Annotated in this window: 19 protein-coding genes and 1 pseudogene; 6 read left to right on the top strand and 14 right to left on the bottom strand. The window is 46.1% G+C overall.

What is annotated here, in order from left to right:
• The first annotated feature begins 200 nt into the window (after positions 1–200).
• Both MUN89_RS02170 and MUN89_RS02165 read left to right on the top strand, forming a co-directional pair.
• Positions 201–971 (top strand): DeoR/GlpR family DNA-binding transcription regulator, encoded by a 771-nt coding sequence (locus MUN89_RS02170; protein ID WP_244713534.1) that lies wholly within the window; start codon positions 201–203, stop codon positions 969–971.
• The gene (locus MUN89_RS02165; RefSeq protein ID WP_244713532.1) at positions 971–1,825 is read left to right on the top strand and encodes a Cof-type HAD-IIB family hydrolase; all 855 of its coding nucleotides are present in this window, start codon (positions 971–973) and stop codon (positions 1,823–1,825) included. The genes MUN89_RS02170 and MUN89_RS02165 overlap by 1 nt, the downstream gene beginning before the upstream one ends.
• A gap of 354 nt (positions 1,826–2,179) precedes the next feature.
• Here the strand turns inward: MUN89_RS02165 and dnaB are convergent.
• The 4 genes and pseudogenes from dnaB to MUN89_RS02145 all read right to left on the bottom strand — a co-directional run bounded on the left by dnaB (position 2,180) and on the right by MUN89_RS02145 (position 6,972).
• Positions 2,180–3,540: pseudogene (dnaB, locus tag MUN89_RS02160) on the bottom strand (replicative DNA helicase).
• Between the two features lie 31 nt (positions 3,541–3,571).
• Entirely contained in the window at positions 3,572–4,018 is a 447-nt protein-coding gene (rplI, locus tag MUN89_RS02155) for a 50S ribosomal protein L9 (protein ID WP_244711013.1), read from the bottom strand.
• Positions 4,015–5,988 (bottom strand): DHH family phosphoesterase, encoded by a 1,974-nt coding sequence (locus MUN89_RS02150; protein WP_244711012.1) that lies wholly within the window; start codon positions 5,986–5,988, stop codon positions 4,015–4,017. Before MUN89_RS02150 ends, rplI begins: the two co-directional genes overlap by 4 nt.
• 36 nt (positions 5,989–6,024) lie before the next feature.
• Positions 6,025–6,972 (bottom strand): YybS family protein, encoded by a 948-nt coding sequence (locus tag MUN89_RS02145; RefSeq protein WP_244711010.1) that lies wholly within the window; start codon positions 6,970–6,972, stop codon positions 6,025–6,027.
• A gap of 151 nt (positions 6,973–7,123) precedes the next feature.
• Here MUN89_RS02145 and MUN89_RS02140 point away from each other — a divergent pair, with 151 nt between their 5' ends.
• On the top strand, positions 7,124–7,939 hold the full coding sequence (locus MUN89_RS02140; protein ID WP_244711008.1) for a histidinol-phosphatase HisJ family protein: 816 nt from the start codon (positions 7,124–7,126) through the stop codon (positions 7,937–7,939).
• 168 nt (positions 7,940–8,107) lie between these two features.
• Here the strand turns inward: MUN89_RS02140 and MUN89_RS02135 are convergent, their stop codons facing one another.
• From MUN89_RS02135 to MUN89_RS02125, 3 genes are all read right to left on the bottom strand, one after another.
• A complete protein-coding gene (locus MUN89_RS02135; protein ID WP_244711006.1) occupies positions 8,108–8,731 on the bottom strand; it encodes a histidine phosphatase family protein in 624 nt (207 codons plus the stop codon).
• A gap of 61 nt (positions 8,732–8,792) precedes the next feature.
• Complete coding sequence (serA, locus tag MUN89_RS02130) at positions 8,793–10,376, bottom strand: phosphoglycerate dehydrogenase (protein ID WP_244711004.1); 1,584 nt, start codon at positions 10,374–10,376, stop codon at positions 8,793–8,795.
• Position 10,377: 1 nt separating this feature from the next.
• On the bottom strand, positions 10,378–11,541 hold the full coding sequence (locus tag MUN89_RS02125; RefSeq protein WP_244711002.1) for a pyridoxal-phosphate-dependent aminotransferase family protein: 1,164 nt from the start codon (positions 11,539–11,541) through the stop codon (positions 10,378–10,380).
• Positions 11,542–11,786: 245 nt separating this feature from the next.
• On the opposite strand from MUN89_RS02125, the gene MUN89_RS02120 reads away from it, so the two are divergent.
• The gene (locus MUN89_RS02120; RefSeq protein ID WP_244711000.1) at positions 11,787–13,454 is read left to right on the top strand and encodes a peptide ABC transporter substrate-binding protein; all 1,668 of its coding nucleotides are present in this window, start codon (positions 11,787–11,789) and stop codon (positions 13,452–13,454) included.
• Positions 13,455–14,028: 574 nt separating this feature from the next.
• Positions 14,029–14,673 carry a YczE/YyaS/YitT family protein gene (locus MUN89_RS02115; protein ID WP_244710998.1) on the top strand — a complete coding sequence of 215 codons (645 nt, stop codon included), beginning with the start codon at positions 14,029–14,031 and terminating at the stop codon, positions 14,671–14,673.
• On the opposite strand, the gene hmpA is transcribed toward MUN89_RS02115, so the two are convergent.
• On the bottom strand, positions 14,674–15,897 hold the full coding sequence (gene hmpA, locus MUN89_RS02110; protein ID WP_244710996.1) for an NO-inducible flavohemoprotein: 1,224 nt from the start codon (positions 15,895–15,897) through the stop codon (positions 14,674–14,676). It abuts the gene before it with no gap.
• A gap of 188 nt (positions 15,898–16,085) precedes the next feature.
• Here hmpA and MUN89_RS02105 point away from each other — a divergent pair, with 188 nt between their 5' ends.
• A complete protein-coding gene (locus MUN89_RS02105) occupies positions 16,086–16,520 on the top strand; it encodes an Rrf2 family transcriptional regulator (RefSeq protein ID WP_244710994.1) in 435 nt (144 codons plus the stop codon).
• A 53-nt stretch (positions 16,521–16,573) separates the two neighbouring features.
• On the opposite strand, the gene rpsR is transcribed toward MUN89_RS02105, so the two are convergent.
• From rpsR to MUN89_RS02075, 6 genes are all read right to left on the bottom strand, one after another.
• The gene (rpsR, locus tag MUN89_RS02100; RefSeq protein ID WP_244710993.1) at positions 16,574–16,801 is read right to left on the bottom strand and encodes a 30S ribosomal protein S18; all 228 of its coding nucleotides are present in this window, start codon (positions 16,799–16,801) and stop codon (positions 16,574–16,576) included.
• Positions 16,802–16,822: 21 nt separating this feature from the next.
• Entirely contained in the window at positions 16,823–17,290 is a 468-nt protein-coding gene (gene ssb / locus MUN89_RS02095; protein ID WP_244710991.1) for a single-stranded DNA-binding protein, read from the bottom strand.
• A 12-nt stretch (positions 17,291–17,302) separates the two neighbouring features.
• On the bottom strand, positions 17,303–17,593 hold the full coding sequence (rpsF, locus tag MUN89_RS02090) for a 30S ribosomal protein S6 (protein ID WP_244710989.1): 291 nt from the start codon (positions 17,591–17,593) through the stop codon (positions 17,303–17,305).
• Positions 17,594–17,734: 141 nt separating this feature from the next.
• Positions 17,735–18,832 carry a redox-regulated ATPase YchF gene (gene ychF / locus MUN89_RS02085; protein WP_244710987.1) on the bottom strand — a complete coding sequence of 366 codons (1,098 nt, stop codon included), beginning with the start codon at positions 18,830–18,832 and terminating at the stop codon, positions 17,735–17,737.
• A gap of 228 nt (positions 18,833–19,060) precedes the next feature.
• Positions 19,061–19,258, bottom strand: a complete 198-nt coding sequence (locus MUN89_RS02080) for a DUF951 domain-containing protein (RefSeq protein ID WP_244710985.1) — start codon at positions 19,256–19,258, stop codon at positions 19,061–19,063.
• A gap of 11 nt (positions 19,259–19,269) precedes the next feature.
• The gene (locus MUN89_RS02075) at positions 19,270–20,172 is read right to left on the bottom strand and encodes a mechanosensitive ion channel family protein (protein ID WP_244710983.1); all 903 of its coding nucleotides are present in this window, start codon (positions 20,170–20,172) and stop codon (positions 19,270–19,272) included.
• Position 20,173: the final 1 nt, after the last annotated feature.

Raw genomic sequence — 20,173 nt, 5'->3', positions numbered from 1 at the left:
TTTTAAATAATTTCCATGGTCAGTTTACCAATCTTCCTTCTTTACGTCAATGCAATATCCGAACATTACAATATATTTCAATTCTATTGTTCGCAAATGAACAAATTTCGCAATTTCGATTTTGCTTATGATTACTTAAAATACTTGATTTTTACTTAAATTAGACTTATGATGACTTAAAAAGAGATGGAGTGTCGGAGATGTATCAGGAAGAACGATTAATTGAAATCATTCATTATTTAAAAGAACACCAGCGGATCTCCGTAGATGACATATGTGAGCAGTTCGATGTATCAAGGGACACGGCGCGCAGAGATCTCGTGAAGCTTGAAGAGCAGAAAGCGATCGTCCGGACCCGCGGCGGGGCCATTCTTCCGGCCGCTCATAAAGAGATTAAGGACTACCGCCACCGGCTCCACACCGTTTCAGCTGAAAAAAGACAAATCGGCCGAAAAGCGGCTTCTCTCATTAAAAACGGCGATACGCTCATCCTTGATGCTTCGACAACGGTTCAGGCGTGCGCGGACCAAATGGAAGAAATCCCTTGCACGGTCATGACCAATTCGATCAATCTGGCGGAAATACTTTCCCATAAATCCGATATCAACATTGAGCTATTAGGAGGGCACCTGCACAAGGAACACCGCTTTTTGTACGGCACCTCTGTCGTCGACAAACTCTCCCATTATTTCGTCGATCAGGCCTTTGTCGGCGTCGTCGGCATCTCGGAGCATGGCTTGACGATTGCCCACGAAGAAGATGGCATGGTCAAACGAAAAATGATTCAGCAGGCGAAACAAGTGATCGTTTTAGCAGACCATACGAAAATCGGGGTGACGGAATACTTCCAATATGCTGAACTGAAAGATGTCGACCTGTTAATTACTGACCGCATCCCGACAGCCGCTTTTCAGCAGGCGTTAAAAGAACAAAATGTAGAATTACTTGTGACGGAGGAAGAGGGAAAATGATGAAATTAATGACGATCGATCTAGATGGAACTTTGTTAAACAGCCGCCATGAGCTAGGCGAGGAAAATATAAAAGCGATTAAGGCAGCACAGCAGCAAGGCATTGAAATCGTCATCGCGACAGGTAGAGCAGAATTCGATGTCCGGCAGGTGTTTGAAGGCACCGGTGTACGTACGTGGGTGATCGGTGCCAACGGAGCGACGATCCACAAACCGGACGGGAGCCGGTTTGCTGACGTCCCGATTCAACGCAAGGATGCAGAAGACATCCTTGCCTTCTTATCAAAAAAACAGTACTACTACGAAGTTTTCAGTGACACAGCCATTTACACCCCGCTCAACGGGAGAGAGCTGTTAGAGGTTGAGCTTGACCGGGTATTGAGTGCTAACCCGGAAGAGGACAGGGATCGCTTGAAACAGGCCATGGAACGGCAGTTCAGCCAGACTGGTTTTTCTCATGTGAACAGCTATGAAGAAATCCTTGAGGCCGATGTGCCGATGTACAACATCCTTGCTTTTTCTTTTGAAAAAGAGAAACTCGAAAAAGACCAGGAGAAGTTCAGACATTATCCGGACTTAACACTCGTCACATCCGCCGAGCACAATTTTGAATTTGAACACGGGGATGCGTCTAAAGGCATTGCCTTGGAAAAACTCGCCCGGGAGCTCGGCATATCGCTGGGCGATACGGCCGCGATTGGCGACAGCCCAAACGATCTGTCGATGATTGAAACGGCCAGCCATACCGCCGCTATGGCCAACGCCCATCCCGATGTAAAAAATGCAGCCGATTTCCTAACGAAATCGAACGACGAACACGGAGTGGCCGAATTCATTTACCAGTGGCTTGACTAAATTTCATCCACGCATTTGGCGTAACTCGCTACAGAGGCGTTACAAATCGTGATGAATATAAATAGACGCCCGGACTCACATCCGGGCGTCTTCTAATAGGTACCTTTATTTCAATTATTAAAAAGCCTAGTAAATAGGTACAAGATAGCTGTAATTCTCTTGACTTTTTATTGATAGTTAGATGTAGACCTTGTTGGAATAATGTACAAGGGGGTCGGAAAATGCGAGACTCGTGCAGGAACGATAGACCGGACGAGACCCCGCAGGTCGAATAAACCAAGGAGGCTCGCCGTCGCCTGCGGAAAGCGAGTGTTTCCCTGCCCCCTTTATTAAAATCTGTGTGTTTTAAAAGATCTATGCCGGTGGAATATCAGCATCGCTATACCGATGATCCAAATCAACGAACTTGTTGTATTCCTTCACAAAAGCAAGCTCCACGTTCCCAACCGGACCATTACGCTGCTTGGAAATAATAATTTCAATAATGTTCTGGTTCTCCGATTCCTGGTCGTAGTAATCGTCCCGGTACAGGAAGCCAACAATATCCGCATCCTGTTCAATCGAGCCCGATTCACGAAGGTCAGACATCATCGGGCGTTTATCCTGCCTGGATTCTACTCCACGGGAAAGCTGGGATAGTGCGATTAACGGCACATTCAGCTCACGGGCAAGCCCTTTTAAGGAACGGGAAATTTCCGATACTTCCTGCTGCCTGTTCTCTTTCGAATTGGCGCTTCCTTGAATGAGCTGCAGGTAGTCGATTAAAATCATGCCAAGCCCGTGCTCCTGTTTCAAACGACGGCATTTCGACCTGATTTCACTAACGCGGATCCCGGGCGTATCGTCGATATAAATCCCGGCATTGGAAAGACTCCCCATCGCCATCGTCAGCTTATTCCAGTCTTCAGCCTCCATATGTCCGGTCCGGAGCCGCTGGGCATCGATATTCCCTTCCGCACACAGCATCCTCGATACGAGCTGGTCCGCCCCCATCTCCAGGCTGAAGATTGCGACGTTTTCATCGGTGTGGACAGCGACGTTCTGGGCGATATTTAACGCAAACGCGGTCTTACCCATAGACGGACGGGCAGCAATAATGATTAAATCATTCCGCTGGAAACCGGAAGTGATAGTATCGAGATCCCGGTAACCGGTCGGAATACCCGTGACGTTCCCATCGTTATTGTGGAGCTGTTCGATGTTATCATAAACGTCGATCAGCACATCTTTAATATTTTTAAAGGCGCTTGAATTTTTGCGCTGTGAGACTTCGAGAATTTCCTTCTCGGCAGCATTCAGGACATCCTCAATATTTTCCTCTTCCGCATAGCCGCTCGTCACGATATTGGTGGCGGTACGGATCAGTCCGCGCAGCGTTGCTTTTTCACTAACAATTCTTGTGTAATAGCCAATGTTTGCTGCGGTAGGCACGGAGTTTGCTACGTCGGTTAAATAAGAGACGCCTCCGACTTCCTCTAAAACTTTGTTGTTGGATAGAGCAGTGGTTACCGTTACGAGATCAATCGGTTCACCACGGTCTGACAAAGTAAGCATGACTTCAAAAATCCGCTGGTGACTAGCCCGGTAAAAATCTTCCGGGAGCAGGTTTTCTGCTGCTGTTGACATGGATTCAGGCTCTAAAAAGACCGCCCGAGGACAGCCTGTTCTGCTTCAATATTATGCGGCGGGGTGCGGTCATTCCAAACATCACTCACAAGTGGTTCCTCCTCCTGCATCCAATGCCCCTTACTTCTCTGCGACGTGGACGCGAATGCTGCCCGTCACTTCCGGATGCAGCTTCACCGGAACGTCCGTGTAGCCTAAATTACGGATCGGATCGTCCAGTTCTATTTTTCGTTTGTCGATTTTTATATCATGGTTTTTCTTCAGTTCATCAGCAATCTGTTTGCTTGTAATGGAACCGAACAAGCGGCCGCTGTCTCCGGACTTCGCTGCCAGTTTCACTTCAAGATTGGCAAGCTCTTCTTTCAGCTTTTTCGCTTCGTCCACTTCTTCCTGGGCAAGCTGCTCCTGTTTGGCATCCTTTGCCTTCTGCGCTTTAATATTAGCTGTGGTAGCTTCAACAGCGAGGTTATTCTTTAATAGATAATTGCGGGCATAACCGTCCGAAACATTTTTGATTTCCCCTTTTTTCCCTTTGCCTTTTACATCAGCGTTAAAAATCACTTTCATTCTGAGTCTCCCCCTTCAAAATATTCATCAATGATATCCTGGAGCAATGCTCTCGCATCTTCAATCGTCGTGTCTTCGAGCTGAGTCGCTGCATTGGTCAAATGGCCGCCGCCATTCATCCGTTCCATGATGACCTGCACGTTGATATCCCCGAGAGATCGTGCACTAATGCCCACTCGGCCATCTTTTCGCTCTGAAATCACAAAGGAAGCTACAATGCCGCTCATCGTCAGAAGCGTATCGGCAGCCTGGGCAATCACGACCGGCCCAAAGATATCGCCTTTGTCTGCGGCTGAAATCGCGATGCCGTCCCGGTAAATGGTGGAGCGTTCAATCAGCCGGCTCCGCCTTACGTAAACGTCTAAGTCTTCCTTCATAAACTTCTGAACTAAGACGGTATCTGCTCCCTTCGCCCGCAGGTACGAAGCCGCATCAAACGTCCTTGAGCCTGTGCGCAGAGTAAAACTCTTTGTATCTACTATGATACCAGCTAGCAGGGCCGTGGATTCAAGCATAGAGAGTTTCAGCTTTTTAGGCTGATATTCCAGCAGTTCTGTAACGAGCTCTGCTGTTGAGGAAGCATAAGGCTCCATATACACCAATGTCGGATCGGAAATAAACTCCTCCGCCCGGCGGTGGTGGTCGATGACGACGACGTGTTCGGTTTTTGTCAGCAGTTTTTCCTCCATCACAAGCGATGGTTTATGCGTATCGACAACGACAAGCAGCGATTCATTGGTCACCATTTCCAAAGCATCCTCTGGAGTAATAAAGTAGGACCAAAGCTCATCGTCTTTTTCTACTTCCTCAATCATTCGCTGGACCCCTGTATCAATATCGTCAGGATCAAGTACGATCGCCGCTTCTTTTTCATTCGCCTGGGCGATTTTCAAGATGCCGATCGAAGCGCCGATTGCGTCCATATCGGGCGATTTGTGGCCCATAATGATTACTTTTTCGCTATCCTGAACGAGTTCCTTCATCGCATGAGAAATCACCCGCGCCCGGACCCGCGTTCGTTTTTCCATCGGGTTGGTTTTTCCGCCATAGAATCTCACTTTACCCGTGTCGTCCTTAATGGCCACCTGGTCACCGCCGCGGCCGAGAGCAAGGTCGAGACTCGACTGGGCAAGCTCTCCCAGCTCAGGAAGACTGACCGGCCCGACGCCGATTCCAAAGCTTAACGTTAACGGTACGTTCTGGTCGGTAATCAATTCTCTTACATCATCAAGAATTTCAAATTTGGACCTTTCCAGCGTGCTGAGGATTTCCTGCGTCATCACGGCCATAAACCGTTCCTGTGACGTCCTCTTTAAGTAAATCCCATAGTCCCCGGCCCACTTGTTCAAAATCGATGTCACCTGGGAATTGATATGGCTTTTTGCCGTATCATCCATCCCCTGGGTAATCTCTTCATAGTTGTCGAGAAAAATAATCGATAATACCGTCTGTTCATTCTGGTATAAATTATGAATCTCCGTCTGCTTCGTCCGGTCAAACAAATACAGCAGTCGTTCTTTTCTTTTTATAATCGTCTGCAGCCTGTAGTCATCAACGGTAATCCACACTTCATTACGGTCTTCTTTAATTTGCGAGATAATATCGCCGGATAACACCTTGAGTGACTTCCCAACGATCGAATCCTCTTTAGAAAACCGATTCATGTAAGGATTGGCCCATTCGATCGTGTAGTCATCACTAAAGAGAATGATTCCGATCGGCATCTCAAGCAGCGCCTCTTCTCCCACTTTTTTCACGCGGTAGGAAAGAGTCGATATATATTCTTCCGTTTCGTTGATCATGTTCTGCTCGGTTCTCACACTGTAAAAAATGGATGCCGCTAAAAACAGAGTCATCATTAACCCGAGCATCCACTGGTAATACCAGATAAACCCAAGCAGCACTAAAGAAATGAGATAGATGATCCACAAGTGGCCGCTCATAGTTGGTTTTTTTAAAAAATTTGGCATAATTATTCAGCTCCTGATTTCTTCTACGAGCTTAAGTTATTCCTTCTCTTTTACACGGTTCCTTAAAGAGAACCCTATATCAATTATACCTAGGATTCTAACAAAATACATTAGGATTGTTGGAATAAACAGAGTGATGACAATACTAAGGATTGGTATGGCTTTGCTGAGTTTCTTTTTGTGGGCGTAAAAAAAGATAAATGAAAAGCCCTGCAGTAAAATCAGCAGCCCTGTAATAGCATTTACATTTATGGCCGCTAAATACAATACTCCCTGATCTTGTTCAATGAAATATTGAAGCATAAAAGAAAAAAAGTAATACCAAAGCAGCGATGTTGGCAGCTTAAAATCACGAAAAGCCGGAAAGTGAAGATCTTTCTTTTCCACCCTGTTGATCAATTTATAACTGGCCCATTGACTGATAAAGGCAAAAAGGATGCCCGCAATCGCAAACATACTCGGAATTAAATCCGGAAGCGTGCTTAACTGCTCTCTGAACTGCTCCAGCCGTTCTTCAGCATCCCCGCTTCCACCGATATCGGAAAGCATTTTTTCACTCATGGAGATGGACTGCTCAATCATTTCGTTGATCTGGTCCGCCCAGTTCACGCCAAAGAAGGTTTGAGAAATAAAATAAACGGCGACAAACCCGATAATAAAACCGACAGATCCCATCGCGAGCGTTTCATATGAAGAACGTTTTTTATGCATCGAACCTCCGACGAACAATCCCCCGACCCCTGCTAATAAGGTGGTTGGAAGAGAAAAAGCCAGTCCAAATATGATCGACACGAGTGTACTGACAATAAATACGAGAATTCCTGCTTTAAAGCCGTGACGGTAGCTGTAATAAATAAACGGCACAGGAAGGACAAACATAAGTATGGCACCTATAATCCCAGGGATGAAAATAATTACCAATAACAATAGCAGATAAATCCCTGTCATTAAAGCCCCTTCTGTAATTCTTCTAGTATCTTTCATTTTAGGTGCACCTCATCTTTTTTCCACGTTTACTAACTTAACTAGTTTAACATATCTCCCCCCTGTTCTTCTTCCCTCACGCTGAAGCTTTGTCGCAATTTGGATTGTTTGGTATGATGAACAAAATTGTTTAGGAAAGAGGAGGATGAAGATGCGCACCGATTACCACGTCCACATGGCGGAAACAGGGAACTTAGATGTCGATTATCTGCGAACGTACATAGCTAAAGCAAAGGAAGAAGGGATTGAAGAGCTGGGGATTTCTGAACATGCCTACTTCTTTGAGGAAACCCGGCCGATTTTAAAAAATCCATGGGTGGAAAACCGGCGCACCTTAACCTTTGATATTTATCAAAAGCTGTTCGACGATGCCAAACAGGCCGGCCTGCCGATAAAAATGGGCATTGAAATGGACTACATGCCGGGGAAGGAAAAGGAAATGGAAGATTTTATTTCCGCCCGTCCATTTGATTACGTCATCGGATCGGTGCACTGGATTGACGAGTGGGGCATTGATTTGGCGATCTATCGAGAGGAGTATGAAAAGCGCGACCTGAAAGACGTGTACCGAGAATATTTTGACCGCGTCGTTACATTAGGGGAATCCGGCCTGTTTGATTTCATGGGCCACATCGATGTGATTAAAGTGTTTGGCTACCGCCCGGATGACAAGGAGTTTCTCCGGGAGCAGTACGAGCGGGCAGCGAAGGCACTCGCTTCTACGAATACGTGTATTGAAATCAGTACAGCAGGATTAAGAAAACCGGTCGGCGAAATGTATCCGGATCCAGAGCTTTTACGGATCTGCAAAGAGGCCGGCGTCGGCATTGTGCTTTGTTCAGACGCCCACAAGCCGGAGCATATCGGCTACCGATATGAAGATGCAGTGAAGCTTGCCAAGTCTGCCGGCTATGACCAAGTCCACGTTTTTACCAATCGTCAAGCCGAAACGTATCCGCTCACTTAAGTCATTTCAACAGCTTGTAGAAAACTCTTTCGTTTTCTACAGGCATCATGCGTACGCACAAAGAAGTTTTTCTTTATGTCCGAGAGTTTTATTCAAACAAGACCCCTCTTTTCCAGCTTCACATGAAAAGAGGGGTCTATTCTACATCTAAAAACGATTTCTCCGCTCTTATGGAGAAGATGAGGCTTCATGATGCGCCGTATCGCCTTGGAAATGCACTTTCCACTCCCCGGCAGCTCTTTCAACCAAACTAAGAGAAGTCGAATGCATATAAGCTCCCGACCATACGTCGCGAACAGGTTTTTCTTCAAAATAGGCCATTAGACATTTCAATACTACCGCATGAGTCACCACTAAAATCGTCTTGCCTTCATTATCGAGCGCAAGCTGCTCTAATTCCCGGCCGGCCCGCTCGATCACTTCGGCAAAGTCTTCCCCTTCGGTGGATTCATAGAGGTGCGGTTCTTCCCAGAAATGCTTGTACTCATAAGGGAAGAATTTTTGAATTTGCGATTGCAGCCGTCCTTCCCACTCTCCCAGGTTAATCTCCTTCAGCCGGTCATTCGTCTCCAGCGGGATGTTCCGGGTTCCCCGGATCAGCTCGGCGGTTTTGACAGCCCGGCCGCTTGAACTGGAAATGATGAGATCCATCGGTTCTGACTGAAGCGATGAACCAAGCCATTCCGCTTGTTTTACGCCTAAAGAGGTTAAGGCGGAGTCTTGTGTTCCCTGCATCCGTCCTTCCACATTCCACTCGGTCTGGCCGTGCCTGGTCAGGTAGATTTTTGTCATGGCTTCCCCTCCTCTTATAAAAAACAGGCAAGCCTGTCAGCTTACCTGTCTTTCTTTTCCATTATAAAGTTAAGCACTGGACTTTGTTAATTTCAGCGACTTGAGAAAGCGCATCTTTGCACACCGCTTCTACTTCTTTGTCGATCGTTAAAATCATGACCGCATCTCCGCCAAGTATGGTACGGCCCACCTGCATGGTGGCGATATTGACGTGGTGGTCGGCAAGCAGGTTTCCTACCCGTCCGATAGCCCCCGGCTGGTCACGGTGGTGAATCACGACTAGATGGCCTTCAGGGATGACGTCAATGGAATATTGATCGAGCTGGACAATCCGTGCTCCCAATCCATTTAACAGCGTGCCGGCCACACTGCGTTTCTCCTCATCCGTCTCGATTTCAATCGTCACGAGATTAGTAAAGCCTTTCGTAGACGTAGATTTATGCTCATTGATTATGATGCCTTTATCGGATGCAGTCTTAAAGGCATTCACATCATTCACACGGTCTCCGATGTGGCGCTGCAGGATCCCTTTTACAGCGATGCGGGTGAGCGGCATCGTGTCCATATCAAGGAGATCGCCAGAGTAATAGACGTTGACTCGTTCAAGCGCTCCTTCCACTACGCGTGACAAAAAGGCGCCGAGGCGTTCAGATAACTGGAAGTATGGAGAAATTTTTTCCATCGTTTCCGGAGAAACCGAAGGCATGTTGACAGGGTGCTTCACTGTTCCTCCCCGCAGAAGCTCCATGACATCGTAACTTACGTCTGTAGCCACATTTTCCTGAGCCTCTATTGTGCTTGCTCCTAGATGCGGAGTCGCAATGACTTCCGGAAGCGTAAGAAGCTTATGTTCCGTTGCCGGTTCCTCTTCAAAAACGTCAAGCGCAGCCCCGGCAATTTTTCCTGATTTAATCGCTTCATATAAAGCATCCTCTTCGATGATGCCACCCCGGGCACAGTTGAGAATCCGCGCCCCCGGCTTCATCAGCTGAATGGCTTCACGGTCAATCAAATGCTTCGTTTCTTCGATCAGAGGTGTATGAACCGTTAAGAAATCAGCCTGCTGCAGGACTTCCTGAAGACTTCCATGACTGACTCCGGATTTGTCCGCTTTTTCTTTCGTTAAAAACGGGTCAAACGCAACGACGTTCATGCGGTGGCCTTTCGCGCGCTGGGCGACCTCTTTTCCGATCCGTCCAAACCCTACGATGCCGAGCGTTTTATTTTTCAGCTCAACACCGACGAATTTTTTTCGTTCCCAACGCTTATTTTGCAGCTGGTGATACGCCTGAGGAATATTTCTTGCTAAGGACATCAGCATCGCCATCGTATGCTCCGCTGTGGAAATCGTATTGCCATCCGGTGCGTTGACTACGACGACTCCATTTTCTGTGGCCGCGTCGAGGTCGATATTGTCGACCCCGACCCCGGCACGGCCGATGACCTTCAATTCTTTGGCATGCTCAATGACTTCTCTCGTCACCTGCGTCTGGCTTCTTACTAAAATGGCATGAGCACTGCTTACTTCTTTAAGCAGTTCTTCATAGCTCATCGACGGATTCATCACTGCTTCGACGTCTTCAGCATCAAGCAGCGGTCGGATTCCTTCTTCACTTAACGGATCACAAATTAATACCCGGTACACTTCAAACCAGCTCCCTTGCTACACTAAGATAAGCTTCCTGAGCAGCTGCTGTTCCTGCTCCAGCTTCGAATTCATGACCTAAACGCTTAAGTACGATTTCAAGAATGCTGATATACTGCAGTACATTGGCTGGACGCGTATACCCCATGTGACCGATGCGGAAAATCTGGCCTTTTAAGTGCTGCTGACCGCCCGCTAACATTAATCCGAATTCTTCGCTCGCAATTTTTCGGAGCTTTTCGGGATCAAACGTCTCCGGTTTAATAGAGGTTACCGTACAGGAGGCATCTTCATCAGCGACAAATAAAGGGAGGTGCAGAGCTCTGCACGCCTCTCTGGTCATCTGCTTCATGACCTGATGACGTTCAAACACCTGCTCAAGCCCTTCTTCTTCTATTAAGTTCAACACCTCTTCCAACCCGAACATTAAAGAAAGGGCGGGAGTGAATGGAGTCTGGCCATCTGTTAATTTTTTATCATACGTTCGTAAATCAAGGTAAAAACGGGGACGGTCATTTTCTTCAATCACCTTCCACGCTCGTTCGCCAATGGCCGCAAAGGCTAGTCCCGGTGGAAGCATCATCGCTTTTTGGGAACCGGAAACTAAGAGATCGATTCCAGAGCGTTCCATGTTGATTTCAGCTCCTCCAATAGAAGAGACGCCGTCAACAATGACTAATGCCTGGCTTAAACGATGGACACTTTTTGCAACATCCTCAACGGGGTGCATCACTCCTGTTGACGTTTCGCAATGGGTGACGAAAACCGCTTTCGTATCAGAATGCTCGCGGAGGGTCTCTTCTACTTCCTTGACTTCTACAGCCTTTCCCCACTCCACGTCAATTCGGTGGACATTGCATTCATACGTCTGGCACAGCTTCGCAAACCGGTCGCCAAAAGCCCCTGCTACGACCACGATTACTTTATCTCCCGGAGCAGTGGTATTGACTACCGCTGCTTCAAGCGCGGAAGTACCGCTTCCCGTCAGTAATTGGACATTTTCCAACGACCCGAAAACCGGCTTCAGACGTGGCGTTAATTCCTTAAGCAAGTCTTTGCATTTCTGTCCCCTGTGGCCGATAATCGGCTGGCTCATCGCCCGATCCACACTTGGTGGGATGGGAGTTGGACCAGGGGTGTGGAGTAAATCCCATTCACGCTTCATTCTGTTTCCCCTCCTGATTTATGTTTTCTTTCCCTTTACTTATCCTTTAGTACGGTAGAAAAAGAAATGATATTCCTTAATCCTATCAAAAGTTAATTCATTGTCAATCTTATTCGAATTTTCTGGCTTATGACTTTTTTTCTTTTTTTTCTTTTGTAAACTCCCTGTAATCTCCCGTAATAGTCTGTATAATTAAAAAAGTACGTATTTTTAGAAAATTATTAATATTTTTTGGGGGGATTCCTTTGAGAAAACACCGAACACTATGGCTCATGCTGACGCTGATGCTCTCGCTTGTCCTGGCTGCCTGCAGCGGGGGAGACAGCGATGGCTCGAGCAGCGACAGCAATGACAGCAGCTCAGATTCAGAAAGCAGCGCAGCACAAGAAATAACCGTAACAGCAAAGAGTGAAATCCCAAGTATGGACCCTTCTTTAATTACTGACACTGTCGGTTTCCAGTGGGCAGGAGAAACGACCGAAGGGTTATACCGTCTCGGTGAAAATAGTGAATTAAAAGAAGGTATGGCCAAAGAAGGCTCGGTCAGTGAGGACGGGCTTACCTGGACCTTTAAATTACGTGATGCCAATTGGTCAAACGGTGATCCAGTAACGGCCGGAGACTTCGTATATGCCTGGAGACGGGCTGTAGATCCTGAAGTAGGTTCAGAATACGGACCCTATTTCCTTGGCGGAGTCGTTAAAAATGCAACTGAAATCAGCCAGGGAAAGAAAGACCTCGAGGAATTAGGAGTTAAGGCTGTCGATGATCATACGCTTGAAGTAAACCTGGAAAAACCAGTTCCATACTTTAAGTCCATGACTGTTTTTATTACATTTATGCCGATCAATAAGAAATACGCCGAAGAACAAGGCGATAAATTCGCTTCAGAAGCAGCAAACACCATTTCCAACGGTCCATTCAAAATGACGGAATGGAACCACGGAGAAGGCTGGACGATTGAGAAAAACGAAGATTACTGGGATGCAGATTCCGTTAAACTGGACAAGATTCACGCGAAAGTCATCAAAGAAATCTCCACGGGCGTGAACTTGTACGAATCCGGCGAGCTTGACCAAACCGAACTCAATGCTGAATTCGTCGATCAATATTCCGCATCAGAAGATTTTGATGTAGCAGAGAAGCCTTACTTGTATTTCTTCAAATTTAACCAGGAGAATGAAGTACTTGCGAATGTAGATGCCCGCAAAGCGATTTCCATGGCCATCGACCGTCAGTCACTGGTGGATGTCATCTTGAATGATGGTTCCATTCCAGCTGAAGGCTATGTTCCATCGAACTTCGTATCGATGCCGGGAAGCGAGAAAGACTTCCGCGATGCTCAAGGTCCGCTCGTAACTTATGATACGGATAAAGCCAAAGAGCATTGGCAGAAAGCGAAGGATGCGCTTGGAAAAGATTCGATTACGCTGGAGCTTCTTGGGGACGACACGGGTACCTCCAAGAATGTACTTGCTTATTACAAAGACCAGCTTGAATCTAACCTTGACGGATTAACGATTAAGCTTGCAGAAGTACCATTTAAAGAACGTGTACGCCGTGACCAGGAGTCTGAATTCGAAATTGAAGCAGCCACCTGGGGACCAGACTACGTCGATGCAAATACGTATCTCAATATGTATTTGACAGATGGACAGAACAACAATATGAATTATTCAAGCAAAGAGTATGATGCTTTAATTCATAAAGCCAATGATGAATACGCCCAGGATCCGGAAAAACGGTACGCCACCTTCCTTGAAGCTGAGAAACTGCTTCTTGAAGAAGATGCAGCTGTCGCACCGATTTATCAGGATGCCAAAGCGCAGCTGTTCCGCCCTAGCATTAAAGGGGTCTTTACGACAGCCACCGGTCCGGAATTCGAATTCAAATGGGCTCATGTAGAAGAATAAAATAAGTCCCAGCTGGGACTCACGTGTTTCAGCATGATAAAATCCGAATGAAGGTGATCTTACTAAGTTAAGATTTCACCATCATTCGGATTTTTTTATGTGCTCTTCCTTCTGGAGTTGTAAGATGTCCCTTCTCTCTTTTCACTATTAGATTTTCTTCCATTTTCACAGGTATACTATGAATTTTGTTGAAGTCTGGTAAATAACGAGAGGAGCTTGATGATCCACTATAAGCTTTTTCTCTTCCCAACAAGACTTTTCGTAGTTGGAGGAGAGTGTTTTCCATTGCAGCCTGAAGAATCCAGTGGGGAAAAATATCCCGAGACTCCTACGGAAAAACGGGCGATCCGAGATCCCGCAGCGAGGTTTTTCGCGAGGAAGCTCGGGCGTTCGTCCGTGGAAAGCGAAGGGATATTTCCCTCCACGGGGCATAAGAACGACTTGTAGAAAAACTATAGGGTTTCTCTACAAGCTGAAACCTCTCTCTATCAAATAGAGAGAGGTTTATTGGTTGAAAATATCTTCCAAATAAGATACATTAGCCTGATAATAATCAACGAAAGGAGACTTTGGAATGAAGCGAATGTTTCAGCGGGCCACGTATTATATTCTTGGAATCATCGTACTTACCTTGGGCATTGCGCTCACCATTCAATCCCATATGGGAACGTCTCCTTTTGATGCCCTGCTCGTCGGCCTTTACCGGACGTTCGGGCTGACCATCGGAAGCTGGGAGATCGTCGTCGGCTTTTCTATGATTCTATTCAACGCCATCGCCGAGCGGCGGATCCCGGAACTCATTGCGCTTGCAACTTCCTTGTTGACCGGAGCCTTTATCGATGTATGGGTGTTTACGATTAACAACTGGATTCATCCGCAAGTGTTCTCAATGCAGATGCTCTGTCTGCTTGCAGGCATGGTGATTTCCGCTTTAGGCATATCGATCAATTTACAGGCTGATTTTGCCCCAAATCCTTTTGACCGTACGATGCTCGTCGTGACGAAAATGACCGGCTGGAATGTTGGATTTTCACGGGCGGTCATCAGTGTTGTCCTCGTCACCGCCGCGTTCTTTTTTGGAGGTGCGATCGGCATTGGAACCCTTATCATTGCCTTGTTCAGCGGCACCATCATCCACTTTTTTATGGCTTATGTCCAAAAACTAGATCAAAAGATTGCCAGTCACGACCTCTCTTCAAAAGAAGCGGTCAGGCGGTAATTAACCGTCTAATTGAGCTGCCGGACCAAAAAATTCGTAATGAAGCTGTTCGTCGGATACGCCCCAGGCTTTTAATGATTGGTAGACGGTTTTCATAAATCCTGCCGGTCCGCAGAAATAGAACTCAGCGTCTTTCTGTGCGACTTGTTTCAGCCAGGAGAGGTCAAGATAGCCTTCTTTTTCAAAGTTTCCTAACTCCCGGTCCTTTTCACTAGGCTCTGAATAAATCACATGCGTGTTTACACCAGGCACATACATTTCCTCTTTTAAGGCATGCACAGAGCCGTTACGGGCGGCATGAATATAAGTGACCTTACGCTCAGGCTGAAGCTTACGGACGCCGTGAAGCATGCTCACAAGAGGAGTTAACCCTACGCCTCCGCTTATGAAAACGACCGGTTGACTAGAAGATGGGTTGAAGACAAATTCCCCCGCGGGAGCAGTAAGCTCAATCACGTCTCCTGCTTGAACAGCTGTATGGAGCCACATGGAAACTTTCCCAGCTTCCCCTTTATCCTTCGCCTCTTCTCTTTTCACACTGATCCGGTAGTAATCTTTATCAGGATTGCCGGAAAGACTGTACTGCCGTACATGCGTGTAGGCTTCACCAGGAATGTCAGCTCTTACCGTAATGTACTGGCCGGGCTTGAAAGCAGCAAACGCTTCTTCATCAGCGGGCTGTAAATAGAACGATGTGATCTCCCGGCTTTCTTCTTCCTTCCTGACTACTTTGAATTTCCGGTACCCTTCCCAGCCTCCAAGCTGGTCTCGCGCTTCGCTGTACATTTCCCGTTCAACTTCAATAAAGACATTGGCAATCGCCCCGTAGGCTTCAGCCCAGGCTTGTAAAACATCCTCCGTTGCTACATCGCCGAGCACTTCTTTGATCGCACCAAGCAAATGCTGACCTACAATAGGATATTGTTCAGGCTTCACTTGAAGACTGCGGTGCTTCTGGGCGATTTGCCGTACAACCGGAGTGATTGCTTCTAGATTTTCAATGTGAACCGCTGCTGCTAAAACCGCATTGGCCAGCGCTTTCGGCTGTTTACCTGCTCTTTGGTTTGTTTGATTAAACATATTTTTTAATTCAGGATGGCTTTCGAACATGTTTTTGTAAAAACAGCGGGTAATCGTTTCACCATGGGATTGAAGCAAAGGAATCGTAGCTTTAACCATGTCTACCGTCTGCTTATTCAATGTTTCTTTTGTTTGGGTGCTCATTTGGAAATCCCCTTCCAAAATAATGTATTTTATTTACACCTTTATTATAGCTTTGAAATGTGTATTGGATTTACACCTTTTATGACAATTCAATGAAGATTCAAATCCTTGTTTTCTTTTCTTGAAAAACAGACACGAGGAAGTATGTATGATAAGATAATGGAAAAGTTGAGTGAGGGAATGGGAGTATGCGACTTAAAAAATATACAGATTTTGCGCTCAGGGTGCTGATTTATACAGCCTCCAAACCAGAAGGGGAACTTGCAAGCAAAAAAGAGATTTCCGATGTGTTTCATATCTCGGAAAACCATCTTGGTAAGATCGTTCACCAGCTTAATAGACTCGGAATGCTGGAGACTATCCGTGGCAGAGGCGGAGGCATCCGGCTCGCTAAACCTGCCTCTGAAATTAACGTAGGCAGCGTTGTCCGCATTATGGAAGATGATTTTGCCTTATTGGAATGCTTTGAGCGCGGAAGTAATCATTGTGTCATTACCCCGGCTTGTAAGCTGAAGCATATTTTACATGATGCCCTGCTGGCTTTTCTAGAGGTGCTGGACGCCTACACGCTCGAAGACCTCTTATCCAACAAAGACGAACTGAGAAACCTGATGGAAATTTGACATACAAAAAAACCGTGGATTGTACGTACAATCCACGGTTTTTATTATCCTGATTATTCAGTAGAGTAAGGCAGTAGAGCCATTTGACGAGCGCGTTTGATTGCTTTCGTCAATTTACGTTGATACTTTGCAGAAGTTCCAGTTACTCGACGAGGAAGAATTTTTCCACGGTCGGAAACGAAACGCTTCAGTAAATCAACATCTTTAAAGTCGATGTGTGTAATTCCGTTCGCTGTGAAAAAACACACTTTCCTGCGTTTACCGCGTCCACGACGTGCCATAAGGCGTTCCCTCCTTCTATATTAAAATGGTAAATCATCATCAGATATATCGATCGGTTCCCCATTGTCAGCAAATGGGTCTTCGTTACGCTGCTGATTGTTATTGTTATTTTGGTTCTGATTGGAACCGTATCCTGAACCCTGGCTGCCTCCGCCTTGCGAAGAACCTCCTTTTGATTCAAGAAACTGCACGCTGTCTGCCACTACTTCGGTCACAAACACACGCTTGCCTTCCTGGTTGTCAAAGCTGCGGGACTGAATCCGTCCGTCTACCCCGACAAGGCTTCCTTTATTCATAAAGTTGGCCAAGTTCTCGGCAGCTCGTCTCCAGACGACACAGTTAATAAAATCTGCATCACGGTCCCCTTGATTATTGGAAAAAGGACGGTTTACGGCGACAGTAAAATTAGCGACGGCTACTCCGTTTGGCGTATAGCGTAAGTCAGGATCCTTCGTTAATCTGCCGACTAAAACGACACGATTTAACATCAGAACCACTCCTTATTTGTCATCTTCGCGTACAGCGATGTGACGGATAATGTCATCAGAGAACTTCGCAAGACGATCGAATTCATTAATTGCTTCACGATCTCCATTAAAGTCAACCGTTACATAAATTCCATCACGGTAATCGTTAATTTCATAAGCAAGACGACGCTTGCCTACTTCTTTAACATTTTCGATCTCCGCACCATTATCAGTAAGGATCGTGTTGAAACGCTCAACGACGTTTGTCTTAGCTTCCTCCTCGATATCTGGGCGGATGATGTACATGATTTCGTATTTTCTCATCCGTTTTCACCTCCTTATGGACTTAGCGGCTCCTACTATTCATAGGAGCAAGGAGTAATTTCTAATTACTCACAATGAAGTATTATATCAAAGCTGTCCAAGAAATTCAATACTTAACGGAAAGATCACTGACGCTTACGCTTATACGTTGAAACGGAAATGGATGACATCGCCATCCTTCACTAAATACTCTTTGCCTTCTAAACGGACACGGCCGCGGTCACGGGCAGCTGCCATCGTTTCTGCTTCTACCAAATCTTCATAGGAAACCGTCTCGGCGCGAATAAACCCTCGTTCAAAATCGGTATGAATGATGCCCGCCGCCTGGGGTGCAGTCATGCCTTCCTTAAAGGTCCAAGCGCGTACTTCCTGTTCTCCAGCAGTGAAATAAGTGGCTAACCCTAGAAGGTTGTACGTCGCTTTAATCAATTGATCAAGACCTGATTCCTGAATACCAAGGTCTTCTAAAAATTCTTCTTTTTCCTCGCCATCCAGTTCAGCGATCTCTGCTTCAATTTTAGCACAAATAACGATTACTTCGGCATTTTCTTTGGCAGCAAATTCACGAATCTGCTTCACTTTCTCGTTATCAGCCTCGCCGATTTCCTCTTCACTGACATTCGCTACATAGAGGATAGGTTTTGAGGTCAATAGATGAAGTCCTTTGACGATCTTCTGCTGATCATCTGAGAATTCAACCGCCCTGGCAGGAGTCTCGGCTTCGAGTGCCTCCTGAAGCTTTTCCAGCACGTTATACTCAGCTACCGCTTCCTTGTCCTTTTGGCGGGCCATTTTAGCTACCCGGGTGATGCGTTTGGACACGGTTTCTAAATCAGCTAAAATTAATTCTAAATTGATCGTTTCAATATCGGTAATGGGATCGACCTGGCCGGACACGTGCGTAATGTTTTCATCCTCAAACGCGCGTACCACATGACAGATCGCGTCTACCTGACGGATATGAGAGAGAAACTGGTTCCCTAAACCTTCCCCTTTACTGGCTCCTTTGACGATTCCTGCAATATCAGTAAACTCAAAAGCCGTCGGGACGGTTTTCTTCGGTTTTACAAGCTCTGTCAGTTTCTGCAAACGATAATCCGGCACTTCCACGATTCCAACGTTCGGATCGATGGTTGCGAAGGGATAGTTTGCAGATAAAGCCCCTGCCTGTGTAATTGCGTTAAATAACGTAGACTTCCCGACGTTCGGCAAACCTACGATTCCTGCTGTTAATGCCATATAAGACTTTCACTCCTTAAGGATATACATACATGCATGCTAGTCATACCAATTATAGAGACTGTGTGTAAAAATAACAAGCTGTAGAAAATAAGAATAAACCCCGCTGAAAACGACTATAAAACCATTTTTCGATAATAAAAAACACCCTTTCTCTCTCTCTTTGCCGGCAAATAAAAAACTTGCAGAAAAACCTGAAGGGTTCTCTGCAAGCAGAAATAGCTTTCGTTATTGGTCACTCGTTTCCAGTACTTTCTTTAATTTCGTTTCAAATTTTCTTCTGGGGATTAATATGCTGTGGCCGCACCCCTGGCATTTAATACGGATGTCTGCACCCATTCGGATGATCTTCCAGCGGTTTTCTCCACACGGGTGCGGTTTTTTCATTTCCACAATGTCATTTAACTGATAATTTTTCTCCGCCATGGTCCTTCCTCCTATTTGGATCCGTTATGAACAGGTTCTTTCTCGTCTTCCTCGTCATGTCTGGAATACATTACAAGGCGAGGGAATGGAATTTCGATTCCTTCTGCATCCAAGCGGGTTTTGACTTCTTTACGAATCGCCCTTGCAACACCCCAGTGCTCCATAGGCTCCGTTTCGGCAATAATTCTCATGACGACGTCGGATGATCCAAGAGCCTGTACACCCAGCAATTCAGGCACCGTAATTAAGTTTTCATACCGCTCCGGAAGCTCTTCCAAGAGCTTTGAAATAACTTCTTCGGCTCTTTGAATATTTCCTTCATAGGCAATACTGACATCGACAACTGCGACGCTGTTATGAATCGAGAAGTTCGTCACCTGCGTAATGTTACCATTCGGCAGAATATTGACTTCTCCTGTCCAGCTTTTGATCTTGGATGTCCTCAAGCCGATTTCCTCAACAAATCCTTCTACTCCGGAAGCTTGAATGTAATCCCCGACGGAAAACTGGTCTTCAAAAATGATAAAGAAACCGGAAATGATATCACGAACGAGGTTCTGCGCTCCAAACCCGATCGCAAGTCCGGCGATCCCCGCCCCGGCAAGCAGAGCACCGACATCGAGATTAAAGATGTCATCCAGGATCATAATAAACGCTGTAAAATAAACGATATAGTTAATCGTGTTGACGACTAGTTTTTTTAAAGTTGCTTCCCTGCGCTGGGTAATTTTAAATGGACCCTTGCGCCGGTTTTCAAAAAACTGGGTCGTGACTCTTCGTGTGACACGGATAATGAGATAAGTCATCCCTAAGATGAAAATCAGTTTTAAAGCAGCTAAACCTAGAGTTACCCAAAGGTCTGGTCCGGTGACATAGGCAACGGTTTCATCCCATTTTGTTACGACTTCATCCATA

The sequence above is a fragment of the Halobacillus salinarum genome, from assembly GCF_022919095.1.
GTDB classification, from domain to species: Bacteria; Bacillota; Bacilli; order Bacillales; family Halobacillaceae; genus Halobacillus_B; species Halobacillus_B salinarum.
This window is presented reverse-complemented; position numbering and strand designations above follow the sequence as displayed.